Genomic DNA, 16,459 nt, shown 5'->3' with positions numbered 1-16,459 from the left:
AGAAGACACGAGATTTGGCGCTTTTCAACTTGGCCATCGACAGCAAGCTACATGCTTGTGACTTAACCAAGCTGCGAGTACGAGACATAGCCCATGGGGAGCGCGTGTCGTCACAGGCCATCGTGATGCAGCAGAAAACTCGCCACCCAGTGCAATTTGAAATTACTGAGCAAACCCGAACGGTTCTGGAGGCTTGGATGCATAAGGCCCACCTCAGCAGTGAGGACTTATTGTTTCCGACCCGGTTGCACGACTCAGGCCATCTCTCCACCAGACAGTGCGCTCGGATAGTCAAAGCATGGGTAACAACCATTGGCCTTGACCCAACGATGTACGGTACTCATGCGCTACGGAGGACCAAAGCATCGCTGATCTATCGGAGGACGAAGAACCTGAGAGCTGTTCAACTCCTGCTTGGTCATACGAAGCCTTGAAAGCACCGTCAGATACCTGGGAATCGAGGTCGAAGATGCCTTGGAAATGGCGGAACAGACGGAAGTTTAACCGCCCGTCGCGATCCGACCCGAAGCCGCCATCATCAGCCCGTGCGAACGTTACTGGATCAGGCTCAGGAACCTTTAAAAGGCGGTATGTGTTGGTGCACCGCTAACACGGCTCAGGGGCAGTTCCGCGAGGGCAGCGGTTGACCGTTGTCCAGGCCGAAGGCAGTCAGGCCGTCTACACGGTCACCGACCAGAAAAGTGCAGCGGGTCCAGCGTCGATGAAGAACGGCTGGTCCCGCGTGATTCGTAGATCAACGCTTTGTGGCATCACACTCGTCACGTAAGTCGCTGTTCTGGATATTGCCGCAGCTTTGGCCATTGGTTTTGGCCTCGCAATACGCGCGTTGATCGCTGTTGTCGATGTTGCCGCAACCAGCATAGGCGTAGGTACTCAACATCAATAACATCGCAATGATGACTCTCATCACTCTCTCCATGGGGTGTCAGGAAATAGCCTGACGCTGATTGATCCAAAATGACATTGTTGCTTGTGCAATCAAATTGACATCATTTTTTGGGGAGGTTCTATGGGCGGATGAGACGATTCGGGCGTACAGTTTTATGTTTACTGCGGCGCCTGAATCGCGCCTGGTCTCGTAGACTTTCCGAGTGACCGTATATGGCCGATCGCTGTCCGTCGCGAGTGGAAGCTATTGGCTGGAAGCGGGACTTTGTTAACTTTGGTAGAAAGCAAAAAACTGGGGAGAGGGGGCTTGGAAAAAGGGGATAGGTTTGTGAGTGGATTGGCCGTGGCGACCAGCGGCGGTCTAGCTATGGGGCGCTCCCACTTTTTAGGCTGCACGCCTTCCTTCATTGAATGTCTTTCAGATAATCCTTGAGCGCGATTAGCGGACGGTCGAGCTGCTCCAGTGTCCCCGTAGCATTGAAATCTGCAGCCAACCTTTGTAGCTCGCGCCCCAGGACTGTATCAACACCGCCGATGGCGTATAGCGCCAAACCAACACAATGCGCCACCCTAAACTGAATCCCCTCAAAATCCCCCCGCCGCACCAACAACCCAAAAACCTCCCGCTCATAATCACTCATGATCGGATCATCCCGCAAAATCGGACTCGCCCCCTCCGTCTCATAAGCCAGCTTAAGACAGAACAGAGCAACAGTTTCCAGCAGCAGTTCCATGGGATGAATCCTTGAGAGTTGTCGTACCAACCGAGAACGAGAAGATCAAAAGCATCGCCAGCAACCCAATTCCGACAGGTCAGCGGGGTGTCAGGGGCTTTTCTACAGACGAAAAAAAAGGCCTTGCTAAGCAAGACCTTTCTTAATTTTGGTGCCCCGAGGGAGACTCGAACTCCCACTTCTTGCGAAAACGGATTTTGAATCCGCCGCGTCTACCAATTCCGCCATCAGGGCTCAATGGCGGCGAAGTATAGAGATGAGATTACCGTCGGTCAATCAGGTACATAGAGAATTTTCACTATTTCGGCTAGACTTCCGGCCCCTGCTAGACGAACCCCATCATGCGCGTTGCTGACTTTACTTTCGAACTCCCTGATTCGCTGATTGCTCGCCACCCTTTGGCCGAGCGTCGCAACAGTCGCCTGTTGACCCTGGATGGGGTCAGCGGCGCCCTGGCACACCGTCAATTCACTGATTTGCTCGAGCATTTGCGCCCGGGCGATTTGATGGTGTTCAACAATACCCGGGTGATTCCGGCACGGCTGTTTGGCCAGAAGGCTTCCGGCGGCAAGCTGGAAATTCTGGTGGAGCGGGTGCTCGACAGTCATCGCGTGCTGGCCCATGTGCGGTCCAGCAAGTCGCCGAAGCCGGGTTCGAAGATCCTGATCGATGGCGGTGGCGAGGCCGAGATGCTGGCGCGTCACGATGCGTTGTTCGAGTTGGGGTTTAGCGAGGAGGTGTTGCCGCTGCTCGATCGCGTCGGGCACATGCCGTTGCCTCCTTATATAGACCGCCCGGATGAAGGCTCGGACCGCGAGCGTTATCAGACGGTGTACGCCCAGCGCCTCGGCGCGGTGGCGGCGCCGACGGCGGGGCTGCATTTCGATCAGCCGCTGATGGAGGCGATTGCCGCCAAGGGCGTCGAGACCGCTTTCGTGACCTTGCACGTGGGTGCGGGTACGTTCCAGCCGGTGCGCGTCGAGAAGATTGAAGACCACCACATGCACAGCGAATGGCTGGAAGTCGGCCAGGACGTGGTCGATGCCGTGGCCGCTTGCCGCGCTCGCGGTGGTCGTGTGGTGGCGGTGGGGACCACCAGCGTGCGTTCGCTGGAAAGCGCTGCGCGCGATGGCGTGCTCAAGCCGTTCAGTGGCGACACCGACATCTTTATCTTCCCGGGCCGGCCATTTCATGTAGTCGATGCCCTGGTCACCAACTTCCATTTGCCCGAATCCACGCTGTTGATGCTGGTTTCGGCGTTCGCCGGTTATCCCGAAACCATGGCTGCCTATAAAGCAGCGGTGGAGCATGGTTACCGCTTTTTCAGCTACGGTGATGCGATGTTTATCACTCGTAATCCTGCGCCGACTGCCCCTAAAGAATCGGGCCCTGAGGAAACTGTATGAGTCGTATGTCGTTTGAATTGCTGGCCACTGACGGCAAGGCTCGTCGCGGTCGTTTGACCTTCCCGCGCGGTACCGTCGAGACCCCGGCGTTCATGCCGGTGGGCACGTACGGCACTGTGAAGGGCATGCTGCCGCGGGATATCACCGCCACTGGCGCGGAAATCATTCTGGGCAACACCTTCCACTTGTGGCTGCGCCCTGGCACGGAAGTGATCAAGAAGCACGGCGACCTGCACGATTTCATGCAGTGGAAAGGCCCGATTCTTACAGACTCCGGCGGTTTTCAGGTGTTCAGCCTGGGCGCGATGCGCAAGATCAAGGAGGAGGGCGTGACCTTCGCTTCTCCTGTGGACGGCGCCAAAGTGTTCATGGGGCCGGAAGAGTCGATGCAGGTCCAGCGTGACTTGGGCTCGGACATCGTGATGATTTTCGACGAATGCACGCCGTACCCGGCTGACGAAGACGTCGCGCGCATTTCCATGGAGCTGTCGTTGCGTTGGGCCAAACGTTCGAAAGAAGCCCATGGCGACAACACGGCGGCGCTGTTCGGCATCGTTCAGGGCGGCATGCACCAGGACCTGCGCATGCGTTCGCTGGAAGGCCTCGACCAGATCGGCTTCGATGGTCTGGCCATTGGTGGTCTGTCGGTGGGCGAACCAAAGCACGAGATGATCAAGGTGCTGGATTATCTGCCGGGTCAGATGCCGGCTGACAAACCTCGTTACCTTATGGGCGTTGGCAAACCGGAAGATCTGGTTGAGGGTGTGCGCCGCGGTGTGGACATGTTCGATTGCGTGATGCCAACCCGTAATGCCCGCAATGGGCATCTGTTCATTGATACCGGCGTGCTGAAGATCCGTAACGCGTTTCATCGCCATGATGATTCGCCGCTCGATCCGACCTGCGATTGCTATACCTGCCAGAACTTCTCCCGCGCTTATCTGCATCACTTGGACAAGTGCGGCGAAATGCTGGGAAGCATGCTCAATACCATCCATAACTTGCGTCATTATCAAGTGCTTATGGCTGGTTTGCGCGAGGCTATTCAACAGGGTACATTGGCCGCCTTTGTCGATGCCTTCTACGCCAAACGCGGGTTACCTGTTCCGCCTTTGGACTGAGTTTTCTGACCCCAAGATTCAACATTTGCAACTGGAGTGCTAAATGAGCTTTTTTATCTCGAATGCCATGGCTGACGCTGCTGCACCGGCCGCTGCCGGCCCAATGGGTGGCGGTTTTGAGTGGATTTTCCTGGTCGGTTTCCTGGTCATCTTCTACCTGATGATCTGGCGTCCACAGGCCAAGCGCGCCAAAGAGCAGAAGAACCTGCTGAGCAGCCTGCAAAAAGGCGACGAAGTTGTGACCACTGGCGGTATCGCCGGCAAGATCACTAAAGTGGCTGATGATTTCGTGGTTCTGGAAGTTTCCGACACTGTCGAAATGAAGTTCCAGAAAGGCGCCATTGCCGCCACGCTGCCAAAAGGCACGCTGAAAGCGATCTAAGTTTCAACTTCTACTCAATCGACGGGGCGCGCAAGGCGCCCCGCGTCATAAGCGGGCGGCGTGATGCTGAACAAATACCCTCTGTGGAAATACATTCTGATCCTGGCGGTGCTGGCGGTCGGTCTGATTTATTCCGCTCCCAATCTATATCCTGATGACCCGGCCATTCAGGTCAGCGGTGCAAGCACTGCGCTGCTGGTCAATCAGGCTGATCTGGATCGTGTGAGCGTTGCGCTCAAGGAATCCGGGATCAACGTCAAGGCAGCCACACTGGCGGCCAACGGCAAGGGCGGTCTGATTCGTCTGACCAAGGCTGAAGATCAGCTGCCGGCCAAAGACGTCGTGCGCAAGGCATTGGGTGATGACTACGTCGTTGCACTGAACCTGGCGCAAACTACCCCGCAATGGCTGCGCAGCCTCGGCGCGCACCCGATGAAGCTGGGTCTGGACTTGTCCGGTGGTGTGCACTTCCTGCTGGAAGTGGACATGGACAAAGCCCTCGACGCACGCTTGAAAGTGTACGAAGGCGATGTTAAGAGCCTGTTGCGTAAAGAGAAACTGCGCTATCGCAGCCTGCCGCAACTCAACGGTGCCATCCAGCTGGGCTTCGCTGATGAAGCCTCCCGCGAACAGGCCCGTGCACTGATCCGCAAGAACTTCAACGATTTCGACATTGTGCCGGCCGACCTCAATGGTCAGGCGGTGCTGCGTCTGGCGATGACCCCGGCCAAGCTGGCGGAAATCCGCGAATACTCCATCAAGCAGAACTTGACCACGGTACGTAACCGCGTCAACGAGCTGGGTGTTGCCGAACCGATCGTTCAGCGTCAGGGCGCCAACCGCATCGTGGTTGAGCTGCCGGGCGTGCAGGACACCGCAGAAGCCAAGCGTATCCTCGGCAAGACGGCCAACCTTGAGTTCCGTCTGGCCGCTGAGCCGGGTGCTTCGAAAGCCACTTCCGAAACTTTCGAGTTCCGTGAAGGCAAGCGTCCGCCAGCACAGATCGAGCGTGGCTTGATCATCACCGGTGACCAGGTGACTGACGCCAAAGCTGGCTTCGGCGAGCACGGCACACCAGAAGTGAACATCCGTCTGGATGGTCACGGTGGCGAGCTGATGAGCCGCGCGACGCGCAGCAACGTCGGTCGCAGCATGGCGGTGATCTTCATCGAGCAGCGTCCGGTTACCACTTACGTCAAGCAAGTGGTTAATGGCGTCGAGAAAGACGTAGCGGTTCAAACGTTTAAAGAAGAGAAGAAGATCATCAGCCTGGCGACCATTCAGTCGCCGCTGGGTGCTCAATTCCGCATCACTGGCCTGAACGGTCAGGGCGAGTCATCCGAACTGGCGCTGTTGCTGCGTGCCGGTGGTCTGGCTGCACCGATGTACTTCGCTGAAGAGCGCACCATTGGCCCGAGCCTGGGTGCCGATAACATCACCAAAGGTATCGATGCATCGCTGTGGGGCATGCTGTTTGTCTCGCTGTTCATCATCGCCATCTACCGCTTCTTCGGCATCATCGCCACCGTCGCGCTGGGCGTGAACATGGTGCTGCTGCTGGCCTTGATGTCGCTGCTGGGTGCAACACTGACCCTGCCGGGTATCGCCGGTATAGTGTTGACCATGGGTATGGCGGTCGACGCCAACGTACTGATCTTCTCGCGGATTCGTGAAGAGATCGCGGCGGGCATGACCGTACAACGGGCAATCAACGAAGGCTTCGGCCGGGCATTCACCGCGATTCTCGACGCCAACCTGACCACATTGTTGGTCGGCGGGATTCTCTTTGCGATGGGCACCGGCCCGGTCAAAGGCTTCGCAGTGACCATGTCCCTCGGGATCTTTACCTCGATGTTCACGGCCATCATGGTGACCCGCGCGATGGTCAACCTGATCTTCGGCGGTCGTGACTTCAAGAAGTTGTGGATTTAAGGGGCTGCCATGTTACGTACAATCAACTTCATGGGCGTTCGCAACTTCGCGTTCGGCGTCACATTGTTCCTTACTGCGTTGGCACTGTTCAGTGTCGCTACCAAGGGCATGAACTGGGGCCTGGACTTCACCGGCGGTACGCTCATTGAGCTGACCTACGAGCGTCCGGCCGATGTCACCAAGGTGCGTGAGCAACTGGCCACTTCGGGCTATCACGAGGCAATCGTGCAGAGCTTCGGGGCGACTACCGATTTGCTGGTGCGCATGCCGGGTGAAGACCCGCAGCTGGGCCATCAAGTGGCGGAAGCGCTGCTGAAGGTCGGCGGCGACAACCCGGCGACGGTCAAGCGCGTCGAGTTCGTCGGCCCGCAGGTGGGTGAAGAGCTGCGCGACCAGGGCGGCCTCGGCATGCTGATGGCGCTGGGCGGCATCCTGATCTACCTGGCATTCCGCTTTCAGTGGAAGTTTGCGGTCGGTGCGATCGTATCCTTGATCCACGACGTGATCGTGACCATCGGTATCCTGTCGTTCTTCCAGATCACCTTCGACCTGACGGTGTTGGCGGCGGTGCTGGCGATCATCGGTTACTCGCTCAACGACACCATCGTGGTATTCGACCGGGTTCGTGAGAACTTCCGTGTGCTGCGCAAGGCCAGCCTGATCGAGAACATCAACATCTCGACCACGCAAACCCTGCTGCGGACCATGGCGACGTCGATCTCCACCTTGCTGGCGATTGCGGCGCTGCTGTTCTTCGGTGGCGACAACCTGTTCGGCTTCTCCATCGCCCTGTTTATCGGTGTTCTGGCGGGTACTTACTCGTCGATCTACATCGCGAACGTGGTGCTGATCTGGCTGAATCTGAACAGTGAGGACTTGATTCCTCCTGCGGCGAGCGAGAAGGAAGTCGACGACCGTCCATAACGGCCATCGTTTTTCCAGCTGTCAGCCCGAAAAGGCGCGAGTTGAACTCGCGCCTTTTTTTATGCTCCAAGGCTGGGAGAAGCGCGGACATGTTCCGCGGGTGATGGTCAGGAGGTTCATGTGAACAAGTCGTTGCTGGTTGGTGCGGTATTGGGTGCTGTCGGTGTGACTGCCGGGGGTGCTGTTGCCACCTACAGCCTGGTTAAAAGCGGCCCTGAGTATGCGCAAGTTCTAGCCGTTGAACCGGTCAAGACACAAATCAAGACGCCGCGTGAAGTGTGCAAGGACGTAGCGGTCACCCGGCAAGCGCCGGTGAAAGATCAGCATCAGATTGCCGGTACGGTGGTGGGTGCGCTGGCAGGTGGTCTGCTGGGTAACCAGATCGGCGGCGGCACCGGCAAGAAAATTGCCACGGTTGCAGGCGCGGTCGGTGGTGGTTACGCCGGCAACAAGGTCCAGGAGGGCATGCAGGAGCGTGACACCTACACCACGACTCAAACTCGCTGTAACACCGTGAATGACATCAGCGACAAGGTTGTGGGTTATGACGTTCGTTATTCGCTGGATGGCAAGGAAGGCAAGGTGCGGATGGATCGCGATCCGGGCAACCAGATTCCGGTCGACAAGGAAGGTAAGTTGATCCTGTCGCAGAATGAACAGGCTCATTAAGTAGCTCAGGTTTAAAAAGAAGCACCCTGCGGGGTGCTTTTTTTGTGCCCGGGATTTATGCCGCGCCACAAATCCCCTGTGGGAGCGGCTTGCCCGCGATAGCGTCATCAACTGCACCATCAATGTAGACTGACACTCCACCATCACGGGCAAGCCCGCTCCCACAGGGGTCTACAGTGTTCTTGAGGGTGGATTTGCAGGCATAAAAAAAGCACCCCGAAGGGTGCTTTTTTGTCGCTGCGAGCTTAGCGCTTCAGCGAGGCCGGCAGGTGCGGCTGGATCGCCGTCAGCACTGCCTTGAAGCACTTGGTGTTACCGGCAACGATGTGACCTTTCTCAAGGAAATCGTGACCGCCGGTGAAGTCGCTCACCAAACCGCCGGCTTCCTGGATCAGCAGGGCGCCTGCAGCCATGTCCCACTCGGACAGGCCCGACTCCCAGAATGCGTCGAAACGGCCAGCAGCCACATAGGCCAGGTCCAGGCTCGCCGAGCCAGCGCGGCGGATGCCGGCAGTCTGGCCAACCAGAGCGCGGAACATGCCCAGGTAGTTGTCGAGGTTGTCCATCTGGTCGTCGCGGAACGGGAAGCCGGTACCCAGCAGGGCGCCGTCGAGGCTGGTGCGACCGCTGACGCGCAGGCGACGACCGTTCAGTTGAGCGCCGCGACCACGGCTGGCGGTGAATTCTTCCTGGCGAACCGGGTCCAGAACAACAGCGTGTTCCAGGCGACCGCGGTATTTGCAGGCGATGCTGACAGCGAAGTGAGGAATGCCGCGCAGGAAGTTGGTGGTGCCGTCCAGCGGATCGATGATCCACAGGTACTCTTCGCCTTCGATCCCGGTGCCGGCGTGCATGCCGGTTTCTTCACCCATGATCGAGTGGTTCGGGTAAGCCTTGCGCAGCGCGTCGATGATTTTCTGTTCAGCGGCGCGATCCACCTCGGATACGTAATCCTTGGCGTCTTTTTCGTCGACCTTGATGGTATCCAGGCGCTCGATGGAGCGGAAGATCAATTCACTGGCGCTGCGGGCGGCGCGCAGCGCGATATTCAGCATGGGCTGCATGGATGTGTCACCTAAGGTTGTTAAAGAAAGCCGGGCATTCTATCAGAACTTTTCTACAGGAGAAGGTCGGCGTTCGCTTTCATAGCTTAACGGTAGTAGGCGCTGTAAGATTCGGCTCCCCTTTATTGTGTTCGAGAACGCCTCCCGTGCTGCATAACATTCGTGTCGTCCTGGTCAATACCAGCCACCCCGGCAATATCGGCGGGGCTGCGCGTGCCATGAAGAACATGGGCCTGTCGCGGCTGGTGCTGGTCGAACCGAGGTTGTTCCCGCATCACGAGGCCGATGCCCGGGCTTCCGGTGCCGGCGACATCCTTGAAAACGCGCAAGTCGTCGCCACCTTGGAAGATGCCTTGGTCGGCTGCAATCTGGTGCTCGGCACCAGCGCCCGTGACCGGCGTATTCCCTGGCCGCTGCTCGATCCTCGCGAATGCGGGACGAAAGTGGTCGAGGAAGCAGGGCAGGGCGCCGAGATTGCCTTGGTCTTTGGTCGTGAAGATTCCGGCCTGACCAATGAAGAGCTGCAGCGATGTCATTATCACGTGCACATCCCATCAGACCCTGAGTTCAGCTCGCTGAACCTTGGGGCAGCGGTGCAGGTGTTGAGCTATGAAGTGCGTATGTCCTGGCTCGCGGCCCAAGGCCAGCCGAGCAAGGTCGAGAAGGAAGAAGTGGCATCGGTCAAAAGCGCTGAGCTGGCGACCATGGATGAGTTGGAGCGATTCTATGAGCACCTGGAACAAACCCTGGTGGCCATCGAATTCCTCGATCCTGAGAAACCACGGCACTTGATGGCGCGCCTGCGTCGATTGTACGGACGAAGCTCGGTCAGTCGGGCGGAAATGAATATATTGCGTGGCATCCTCACGGAAACCCAGAAAGCGGCCCGTGGTGAGCTTCTAAAGCGGAAGGATTAATGATGTTCGAGCGTTTGCGTGAAGATATCCAGAGTGTTTTCCATCGTGACCCGGCGGCGCGTAACGCTTTTGAAGTCCTGACTTGCTATCCGGGCATGCACGCCATCTGGATTCATCGTTTGTCCTCTATGTTGTGGCGGGCGGACCTGAAATGGCTGGCGCGGCTGGTGTCGAACTTTGGTCGCTGGTTGACCGGGATCGAGATCCATCCGGGTGCCAAGGTCGGTCGTCGGTTCTTTATTGACCATGGCATGGGCATTGTCATCGGTGAGACCGCTGAAATCGGCAACGATGTCACGCTGTATCAAGGCGTGACCCTGGGCGGCACCAGCTGGAATAAAGGCAAGCGTCACCCAACGTTGGAAGATGGCGTTGTGGTCGGTGCCGGGGCCAAGGTGCTCGGGCCGTTCACCGTGGGTGCGGGGGCCAAAGTTGGCTCCAATGCTGTGGTGACCAAGGCGGTGCCTGCCGGTGCGACAGTGGTCGGCATTCCGGGGCGAATCATCGTCAAGTCCGATGAAGAGCAGGACGCCAAGCGCAAGGCCATGGCCGAGAAGATCGGTTTCGATGCCTATGGGGTCGGCGAAGACATGCCTGACCCGGTGGCGCGTGCCATCAATCAGTTGCTCGATCATTTACAGGCGGTCGACGGTCGACTGGAGGGGATGTGCGGGGCGCTGAAGGACCTGGGCAGTAATTACTGTGCGAAAGATCTGCCTGAGCTGCGTGAAGAAGACTTTGCGTGTGTGAAGGACAAAGATCAGAGTCAGGCCAGCTAAATCGCGTCATCGTTCATCGCGAGCAAGAGATCGAGTTGTCCGGACGGACGCGGTCCAATGTGGGCGCGAGCCTGCTCGCGATGAGCGATGGCTAGGTATTACTGGCTGTTGATGGCCAGCCTTTGCTATGATGCTGCCGCTCTTTTGCGGGTAAACCTGAGTAAAGCACTAGGTCTTATAGTTGACTTAAATACTCGGGAATTGCATACTCGCCCCATTCCGAACTCCGTGGTAATTGTCCATGCGACTGACTACAAAAGGCCGATACGCCGTGACCGCCATGCTTGATCTGGCGTTGCACGCGCAGCACGGGCCGGTGTCCCTGGCCGATATCTCCGAGCGCCAAGGCATCTCCCTGTCCTACCTCGAACAGCTTTTCGCCAAATTGCGCCGCAGCAATCTAGTGTCCAGCGTCCGTGGTCCGGGCGGCGGCTACCAACTGTCCCGCGACATGCAGGGCATCCAGGTTGCCCAGGTGATCGATGCGGTAAACGAATCGGTCGACGCCACCAAATGCCAGGGCCAGGGCGATTGCCATCAAGGCGATACCTGCCTCACTCACCACTTGTGGTGCGACCTGAGCCTGCAGATCCACGAATTTCTGAGCGGTATCAGCTTGGCTGATCTTGTCACTCGCCGTGAGGTACAAGAAGTAGCCCAGCGTCAGGACCAGCGCCGTTGCAACAGCAAGGCGCCACGCCTGGACAAGATTGAAGCGTCCGCCGTCGAATGACAGCCAAAGAGCTAGCGGCACGCCAGCCAGCCTGATTTAGGAGATAGTCCATGAAATTGCCGATTTACCTTGATTACTCTGCGACCACCCCGGTCGATCCGCGTGTTGCGCAAAAAATGAGTGAATGCCTGCTGGTCGACGGAAACTTCGGTAACCCGGCGTCTCGTTCCCACGTGTTCGGCTGGAAAGCTGAAGAGTCCGTCGAAAACGCCCGTCGTCAGGTCGCAGACCTGGTCAACGCCGACCCGCGTGAAATCGTCTGGACCTCCGGTGCCACCGAATCCGACAACCTGGCAATCAAGGGTGCGGCGCATTTCTATGCGACCAAAGGCAAACACCTGATCACCACCAAGATTGAGCACAAGGCTGTCCTAGACACCATGCGCCAACTGGAGCGTGAAGGCTTCGAAGTGACTTACATCGAACCGCGCACCGATGGTCTGGTGACCCCGGAGATGGTCGAAGCTGCCCTGCGTGACGACACCATCCTGGTTTCGATCATGCACGTGAACAACGAAATCGGCACCGTCAATGACATCGCAGCCATCGGCGAACTGACCCGCTCCAAGGGCATTCTGTTCCACGTTGACGCGGCTCAGTCCACCGGCAAGGTCGACATCGACCTGTCGAAGCTGAAAGTCGACATGATGTCGTTCTCTGCCCACAAGACCTACGGTCCTAAAGGTATCGGCGCGCTCTACGTCAGCCGCAAGCCGCGTGTGCGCATCGAAGCGACCATGCACGGCGGCGGTCACGAACGTGGCATGCGTTCTGGCACCCTGGCGACCCACCAGATTGTCGGCATGGGCGAAGCCTTCCGCGTAGCCAAGGAAGACATGGCTGCCGAGAACGTGCGCATCAAAGCCCTGAGCGACCGTTTCTTCAAGCAGGTCGAAGACCTGGAAGAGCTGTACGTCAACGGCAGCATGACCGCCCGCGTTCCGCACAACCTGAACCTGAGCTTCAACTATGTTGAAGGCGAGTCGCTGATCATGGCGCTCAAGGATCTGGCTGTTTCGTCCGGTTCTGCCTGCACCTCGGCTTCCCTGGAGCCTTCGTACGTACTGCGCGCCCTGGGCCGCAATGACGAACTGGCACACAGCTCGATCCGTTTCACCTTCGGCCGTTTCACCACCGAAGAAGAAATCGACTACGCCGCGCAGAAAGTCTGCGAGGCCGTTACCAAGCTGCGCACCCTGTCGCCGCTGTGGGACATGTACAAAGACGGTGTCGACATTTCGAAAATCGAGTGGGCGGCACACTGATTTCAAGTCGCCGCAATCCAGCCCTGTCGAACCCAGGTTCCCAGGGCTTCAAGAGCGACTCTCTGATGAGTGAGGATTAAGAATCATGGCTTACAGCGAAAAGGTCATCGACCACTACGAAAACCCGCGTAACGTCGGCAAGATGGACGCGGAAGACCCGGATGTCGGCACTGGCATGGTCGGCGCTCCGGCGTGCGGCGACGTGATGCGCCTGCAAATCAAGGTCAACGAGCAAGGCATCATCGAAGATGCCAAGTTCAAGACCTACGGTTGCGGTTCGGCTATCGCCTCCAGCTCCCTGGCGACCGAGTGGATGAAAGGCAAGACTCTGGATGAAGCAGAGACCATCAAAAACACTCAGTTGGCCGAAGAACTGGCCCTGCCGCCAGTGAAAATTCACTGCTCCGTACTTGCTGAAGACGCTATCAAAGCGGCCGTTCGCGACTACAAGCAGAAGAAAGGCTTGATCTGACTTTCAAGATTTTGCGACGAGTAAGGAGTCACCGATGGCTATCAGCATGACAGAAGCGGCTGCTCAACACGTGCGACGCTCCCTCAATGGGCGCGGCAAAGGTGAAGGGATTCGTCTGGGTGTTCGCACCACGGGCTGTTCCGGCCTTGCCTACGTGCTGGAGTTTGTCGACGAGGTGGTTGATGAGGATCAGGTGTTCGAAAGTCACGGCGAGAAAGTGATCATCGACCCGAAAAGCCTCGCCTACCTGGATGGCACCGAGCTCGATTTCGTCAAGGAAGGGTTGAACGAAGGCTTCAAGTTCAACAACCCCAACGTACGCGGTGAATGTGGCTGCGGCGAAAGCTTCAACATCTGAGGCTTCTTGTGGGTACTCCTTGTCATTTCGCTTTATTTGAGCTGCAACCGAGTTTCAATCTGGATCTCGATCAGCTGGCTACGCGCTACCGTGAGTTGGCGCGCAGTGTTCATCCGGACCGTTTTGCGGACGCTTCCGAGCGCGAGCAGCGGTTGGCGCTAGAGCAGTCCGCAAGCCTTAACGAGGCCTACCAGACGCTCAAAAGTCCTCCGAAGCGCGCGCGATACCTGCTCGCTCTGAATGGTGGCGAGTTGCCGCTGGAGGTCACGGTGCATGATCCGGAGTTTCTTCTGCAGCAGATGGCGCTGCGTGAAGAGCTCGAAGACCTGCAGGACAGTGCCGATTTGGCCGGTGTTGCGGTGTTCAAGCGTCGCCTGAAAACCGCGCAGGATGAACTGAACCAAAGCTTCGCAGCCTGTTGGAATGATGCAGCGCAACGTGAGCAGGCCGAACGCCTGATGCGGCGCATGCAGTTCCTCGACAAGCTCACCTACGAAGTGCGCCAGTTAGAAGAGCGCCTCGACGATTAACCCAGTGCCGCTCCGGTCGCACTCCTGATATACAGATAAGTCCTGATCACGATGGCCCTACTGCAGATCGCCGAACCCGGCCAAAGTCCTCAACCGCACCAGCGTCGTCTGGCTGTGGGGATCGACTTGGGCACTACCAATTCGCTGGTCGCTGCATTGCGCAGTGGTCTTTCCGAGCCCCTGGCCGACGCTGACGGGCAGGTCATCCTGCCGTCCGCCGTGCGCTATCACGCCGATCGCGTTGAAGTCGGCGAGTCGGCCAAACTGGCTGCCGCTACCGATCCTTTGAACACCGTGCTGTCGGTCAAGCGCTTGATGGGTCGTGGTCTGTCCGACGTCAAGCAATTGGGCGAGCAACTGCCGTACCGCTTTGTGGGCGGCGAATCGCACATGCCGTTCATCGACACTATTCAGGGGCCGAAAAGCCCGGTCGAAGTCTCCGCCGATATTCTGAAGGTGCTGCGTCAGCGCGCCGAGGCTACTCTGGGCGGCGAACTGGTTGGCGCGGTGATCACCGTTCCTGCCTATTTCGACGACGCTCAGCGTCAAGCCACCAAGGACGCGGCCAAACTGGCTGGTCTGAACGTGCTGCGTTTGCTTAATGAGCCGACCGCCGCTGCGGTGGCTTACGGTCTGGATCAACATGCTGAAGGTCTGGTCGCGATTTATGACCTGGGCGGCGGCACCTTCGATATTTCGATTCTGCGCCTGACCGGCGGTGTGTTCGAAGTGCTGGCCACCGGCGGCGACAGCGCCCTGGGCGGCGATGACTTCGATCACGCAATTGCTGGCTGGATCATTGAGACTGCGGGTTTGTCCGCCGACCTCGATCCGGGTGCTCAACGCAATCTGCTGCAAACCGCCTGCGCCGCCAAAGAGGCGCTAACCAATACTGCGTCGGTTGAGGTCGCTTATGGTGACTGGAAAGCCGAACTGACTCGGGAAGCCTTCAATACGCTGATCGAGCCGATGGTTGCTCGCAGCTTGAAGGCCTGTCGCCGCGCGGTGCGTGATTCCGGCATTGAGCTGGAAGAAGTGCACGCGGTGGTCATGGTTGGCGGTTCGACCCGTGTGCCTCGCGTTCGCGAAGCGGTCGCTGAAGCCTTCGGTCGCCAACCGCTGACCGAAATCGACCCGGATCAAGTGGTGGCCATCGGTGCCGCGATTCAGGCCGATACCCTGGCGGGCAACAAACGCGATGGCGGTGAACTGCTGTTGCTCGACGTGATTCCGTTGTCCCTGGGGCTGGAAACCATGGGCGGTCTGATGGAGAAGGTGATTCCGCGCAACACCACCATCCCCGTTGCTCGCGCCCAGGACTTCACTACCTATAAAGACGGCCAGTCGGCCATGGCGATTCACGTGTTGCAGGGTGAGCGCGAGCTGATCAGCGACTGCCGTTCGCTGGCCCGTTTCGAGCTGCGTGGCATTCCAGCGATGGTGGCCGGTGCGGCGAAGATTCGCGTGACCTTCCAGGTCGATGCCGACGGTCTGCTCAGCGTCGCGGCCCGTGAATTGGGTTCGGGCGTTGAAGCCAGCATTCAGGTCAAGCCGTCTTACGGTCTGACCGACGGTGAAATCACCAAAATGCTCAAGGATTCGTTCGAGTACGCCAACAACGACAAAGTCGCCCGCGTGTTGCGTGAGCAGCAAGTCGATGCCCAGCGCCTGATCGAAGCGGTGCAGGGCGCCCTCGACGTCGACGGCGAACGTCTGCTCGACGCCGAAGAGCGCATGGTCATCGAGTTGCAAATGCAAGAACTGACCGAATTGATGAAAGGCACCGATGGTTATGCCATCGAGCAGCAGACCAAGCGTCTGTCGCAAGTGACCGATGCCTTTGCTGCCCGTCGCCTGGACTCGACGGTGAAAGCCGCGCTGGCGGGGCGCAACCTGAATGAAATCGAGGATAACTGATGCCGCAGGTCATTTTTCTGCCACACGAAAAGTTTTGCCCGGACGGCATGGTTGTTGAGGCTGAGCCCGGTACATCCATTCTCGAGCTGGCCCATGAACACCATATCGAGATGGAAAGCGCCTGCGGCGGCGTCTGCGCTTGCACCACTTGTCACTGCATCATTCGTGAAGGCTTTGACTCGCTGGAAGAAGCGGACGAACTGGAAGAAGACTTTCTCGATCGGGCCTGGGGCCTTGAGCCGCAATCTCGTCTAGGCTGTCAGGCGATTGTCGGGACTGAAGACCTGACCGTTGAAATTCCGAAATACTCGCTCAACCATGCAGCTGAAGCGCCGCACTGATTCAAG

18 protein-coding genes, 1 tRNA gene and 1 pseudogene are annotated in these 16,459 nt (G+C 58.1%); 16 read left to right on the top strand and 4 right to left on the bottom strand.

Annotated elements, in window-relative coordinates:
* A pseudogene (locus ACI77H_RS13595) lies at positions 1–504 on the top strand (tyrosine-type recombinase/integrase); the annotation flags it as partial.
* Between the two features lie 250 nt (positions 505–754).
* Here the strand turns inward: ACI77H_RS13595 and ACI77H_RS13590 are convergent.
* The 3 genes from ACI77H_RS13590 to ACI77H_RS13580 all read right to left on the bottom strand — a co-directional run bounded on the left by ACI77H_RS13590 (position 755) and on the right by ACI77H_RS13580 (position 1,877).
* A complete protein-coding gene (locus ACI77H_RS13590) occupies positions 755–928 on the bottom strand; it encodes a hypothetical protein (protein ID WP_407012343.1) in 174 nt (57 codons plus the stop codon).
* 385 nt (positions 929–1,313) lie between these two features.
* Positions 1,314–1,643 carry a hypothetical protein gene (locus ACI77H_RS13585; protein ID WP_407012342.1) on the bottom strand — a complete coding sequence of 110 codons (330 nt, stop codon included), beginning with the start codon at positions 1,641–1,643 and terminating at the stop codon, positions 1,314–1,316.
* 149 nt (positions 1,644–1,792) lie between these two features.
* Positions 1,793–1,877, bottom strand: a tRNA-Leu gene (locus tag ACI77H_RS13580).
* Positions 1,878–1,984: 107 nt separating this feature from the next.
* On the opposite strand from ACI77H_RS13580, the gene queA reads away from it, so the two are divergent.
* The 6 genes from queA (at position 1,985) to ACI77H_RS13550 (ending at position 8,077) form a co-directional block, all read left to right on the top strand.
* On the top strand, positions 1,985–3,049 hold the full coding sequence (gene queA, locus ACI77H_RS13575) for a tRNA preQ1(34) S-adenosylmethionine ribosyltransferase-isomerase QueA (RefSeq protein ID WP_407012341.1): 1,065 nt from the start codon (positions 1,985–1,987) through the stop codon (positions 3,047–3,049).
* 5 nt (positions 3,050–3,054) lie between these two features.
* Positions 3,055–4,170: a tRNA guanosine(34) transglycosylase Tgt gene (gene tgt / locus ACI77H_RS13570; RefSeq protein ID WP_170219133.1), complete on the top strand. Its 1,116-nt coding sequence runs from the start codon at positions 3,055–3,057 to the stop codon at positions 4,168–4,170.
* Positions 4,171–4,213: 43 nt separating this feature from the next.
* On the top strand, positions 4,214–4,552 hold the full coding sequence (yajC, locus tag ACI77H_RS13565; protein WP_007916913.1) for a preprotein translocase subunit YajC: 339 nt from the start codon (positions 4,214–4,216) through the stop codon (positions 4,550–4,552).
* 63 nt (positions 4,553–4,615) lie between these two features.
* Complete coding sequence (gene secD, locus ACI77H_RS13560) at positions 4,616–6,484, top strand: protein translocase subunit SecD (RefSeq protein WP_407012340.1); 1,869 nt, start codon at positions 4,616–4,618, stop codon at positions 6,482–6,484.
* Between the two features lie 9 nt (positions 6,485–6,493).
* Positions 6,494–7,408 carry a protein translocase subunit SecF gene (secF, locus tag ACI77H_RS13555; protein WP_407012339.1) on the top strand — a complete coding sequence of 305 codons (915 nt, stop codon included), beginning with the start codon at positions 6,494–6,496 and terminating at the stop codon, positions 7,406–7,408.
* A 120-nt stretch (positions 7,409–7,528) separates the two neighbouring features.
* On the top strand, positions 7,529–8,077 hold the full coding sequence (locus tag ACI77H_RS13550; protein ID WP_392885577.1) for a glycine zipper 2TM domain-containing protein: 549 nt from the start codon (positions 7,529–7,531) through the stop codon (positions 8,075–8,077).
* A gap of 245 nt (positions 8,078–8,322) precedes the next feature.
* On the opposite strand, the gene suhB is transcribed toward ACI77H_RS13550, so the two are convergent.
* Complete coding sequence (suhB, locus tag ACI77H_RS13545) at positions 8,323–9,141, bottom strand: inositol-phosphate phosphatase (protein ID WP_008014726.1); 819 nt, start codon at positions 9,139–9,141, stop codon at positions 8,323–8,325.
* A 146-nt stretch (positions 9,142–9,287) separates the two neighbouring features.
* Between suhB and trmJ the strand changes: the two genes are divergently transcribed.
* The 9 genes from trmJ to fdx all read left to right on the top strand — a co-directional run bounded on the left by trmJ (position 9,288) and on the right by fdx (position 16,453).
* On the top strand, positions 9,288–10,058 hold the full coding sequence (trmJ, locus tag ACI77H_RS13540; RefSeq protein WP_008045111.1) for a tRNA (cytosine(32)/uridine(32)-2'-O)-methyltransferase TrmJ: 771 nt from the start codon (positions 9,288–9,290) through the stop codon (positions 10,056–10,058).
* 2 nt (positions 10,059–10,060) lie between these two features.
* Positions 10,061–10,837, top strand: a complete 777-nt coding sequence (gene cysE / locus ACI77H_RS13535; RefSeq protein ID WP_031319081.1) for a serine O-acetyltransferase — start codon at positions 10,061–10,063, stop codon at positions 10,835–10,837.
* Positions 10,838–11,078: 241 nt separating this feature from the next.
* On the top strand, positions 11,079–11,570 hold the full coding sequence (gene iscR, locus ACI77H_RS13530; protein WP_007903581.1) for a Fe-S cluster assembly transcriptional regulator IscR: 492 nt from the start codon (positions 11,079–11,081) through the stop codon (positions 11,568–11,570).
* Between the two features lie 50 nt (positions 11,571–11,620).
* The gene (locus tag ACI77H_RS13525; protein ID WP_407012338.1) at positions 11,621–12,835 is read left to right on the top strand and encodes an IscS subfamily cysteine desulfurase; all 1,215 of its coding nucleotides are present in this window, start codon (positions 11,621–11,623) and stop codon (positions 12,833–12,835) included.
* 85 nt (positions 12,836–12,920) lie between these two features.
* Positions 12,921–13,307, top strand: coding sequence for a Fe-S cluster assembly scaffold IscU (gene iscU, locus ACI77H_RS13520; RefSeq protein ID WP_003443374.1), 387 nt, complete (start codon positions 12,921–12,923; stop codon positions 13,305–13,307).
* A gap of 34 nt (positions 13,308–13,341) precedes the next feature.
* The gene (iscA, locus tag ACI77H_RS13515; protein ID WP_407012337.1) at positions 13,342–13,665 is read left to right on the top strand and encodes an iron-sulfur cluster assembly protein IscA; all 324 of its coding nucleotides are present in this window, start codon (positions 13,342–13,344) and stop codon (positions 13,663–13,665) included.
* A gap of 8 nt (positions 13,666–13,673) precedes the next feature.
* Positions 13,674–14,195, top strand: coding sequence for a co-chaperone HscB (hscB, locus tag ACI77H_RS13510; protein WP_150631962.1), 522 nt, complete (start codon positions 13,674–13,676; stop codon positions 14,193–14,195).
* Positions 14,196–14,246: 51 nt separating this feature from the next.
* A complete protein-coding gene (gene hscA / locus ACI77H_RS13505; RefSeq protein WP_407012336.1) occupies positions 14,247–16,112 on the top strand; it encodes a Fe-S protein assembly chaperone HscA in 1,866 nt (621 codons plus the stop codon).
* On the top strand, positions 16,112–16,453 hold the full coding sequence (gene fdx / locus ACI77H_RS13500; protein WP_407012335.1) for an ISC system 2Fe-2S type ferredoxin: 342 nt from the start codon (positions 16,112–16,114) through the stop codon (positions 16,451–16,453). The genes hscA and fdx overlap by 1 nt, the downstream gene beginning before the upstream one ends.
* The last annotated feature ends 6 nt before the right edge of the window (positions 16,454–16,459 follow it).

The organism is Pseudomonas sp. O230, assembly GCF_045447035.1.
GTDB lineage: Bacteria > Pseudomonadota > Gammaproteobacteria > Pseudomonadales > Pseudomonadaceae > Aquipseudomonas.
Note: the sequence above shows the minus strand (reverse complement) of the source record. Positions and strands in the feature narration are given on the sequence as shown.

Coding starts and splice junctions, on each gene's coding strand:
- ACI77H_RS13590 (WP_407012343.1), bottom strand. CDS start 928: ATGAGAGTCATCATTGCGATGTTATTGATGTTGAGTACCTACGCCTAT.
- ACI77H_RS13585 (WP_407012342.1), bottom strand. CDS start 1,643: ATGGAACTGCTGCTGGAAACTGTTGCTCTGTTCTGTCTTAAGCTGGCT.
- queA (WP_407012341.1), top strand. CDS start 1,985: ATGCGCGTTGCTGACTTTACTTTCGAACTCCCTGATTCGCTGATTGCT.
- tgt (WP_170219133.1), top strand. CDS start 3,055: ATGTCGTTTGAATTGCTGGCCACTGACGGCAAGGCTCGTCGCGGTCGT.
- yajC (WP_007916913.1), top strand. CDS start 4,214: ATGAGCTTTTTTATCTCGAATGCCATGGCTGACGCTGCTGCACCGGCC.
- secD (WP_407012340.1), top strand. CDS start 4,616: ATGCTGAACAAATACCCTCTGTGGAAATACATTCTGATCCTGGCGGTG.
- secF (WP_407012339.1), top strand. CDS start 6,494: ATGTTACGTACAATCAACTTCATGGGCGTTCGCAACTTCGCGTTCGGC.
- suhB (WP_008014726.1), bottom strand. CDS start 9,141: ATGCAGCCCATGCTGAATATCGCGCTGCGCGCCGCCCGCAGCGCCAGT.
- cysE (WP_031319081.1), top strand. CDS start 10,061: ATGTTCGAGCGTTTGCGTGAAGATATCCAGAGTGTTTTCCATCGTGAC.
- iscR (WP_007903581.1), top strand. CDS start 11,079: ATGCGACTGACTACAAAAGGCCGATACGCCGTGACCGCCATGCTTGAT.
- ACI77H_RS13525 (WP_407012338.1), top strand. CDS start 11,621: ATGAAATTGCCGATTTACCTTGATTACTCTGCGACCACCCCGGTCGAT.
- iscU (WP_003443374.1), top strand. CDS start 12,921: ATGGCTTACAGCGAAAAGGTCATCGACCACTACGAAAACCCGCGTAAC.
- iscA (WP_407012337.1), top strand. CDS start 13,342: ATGGCTATCAGCATGACAGAAGCGGCTGCTCAACACGTGCGACGCTCC.
- hscA (WP_407012336.1), top strand. CDS start 14,247: ATGGCCCTACTGCAGATCGCCGAACCCGGCCAAAGTCCTCAACCGCAC.
- fdx (WP_407012335.1), top strand. CDS start 16,112: ATGCCGCAGGTCATTTTTCTGCCACACGAAAAGTTTTGCCCGGACGGC.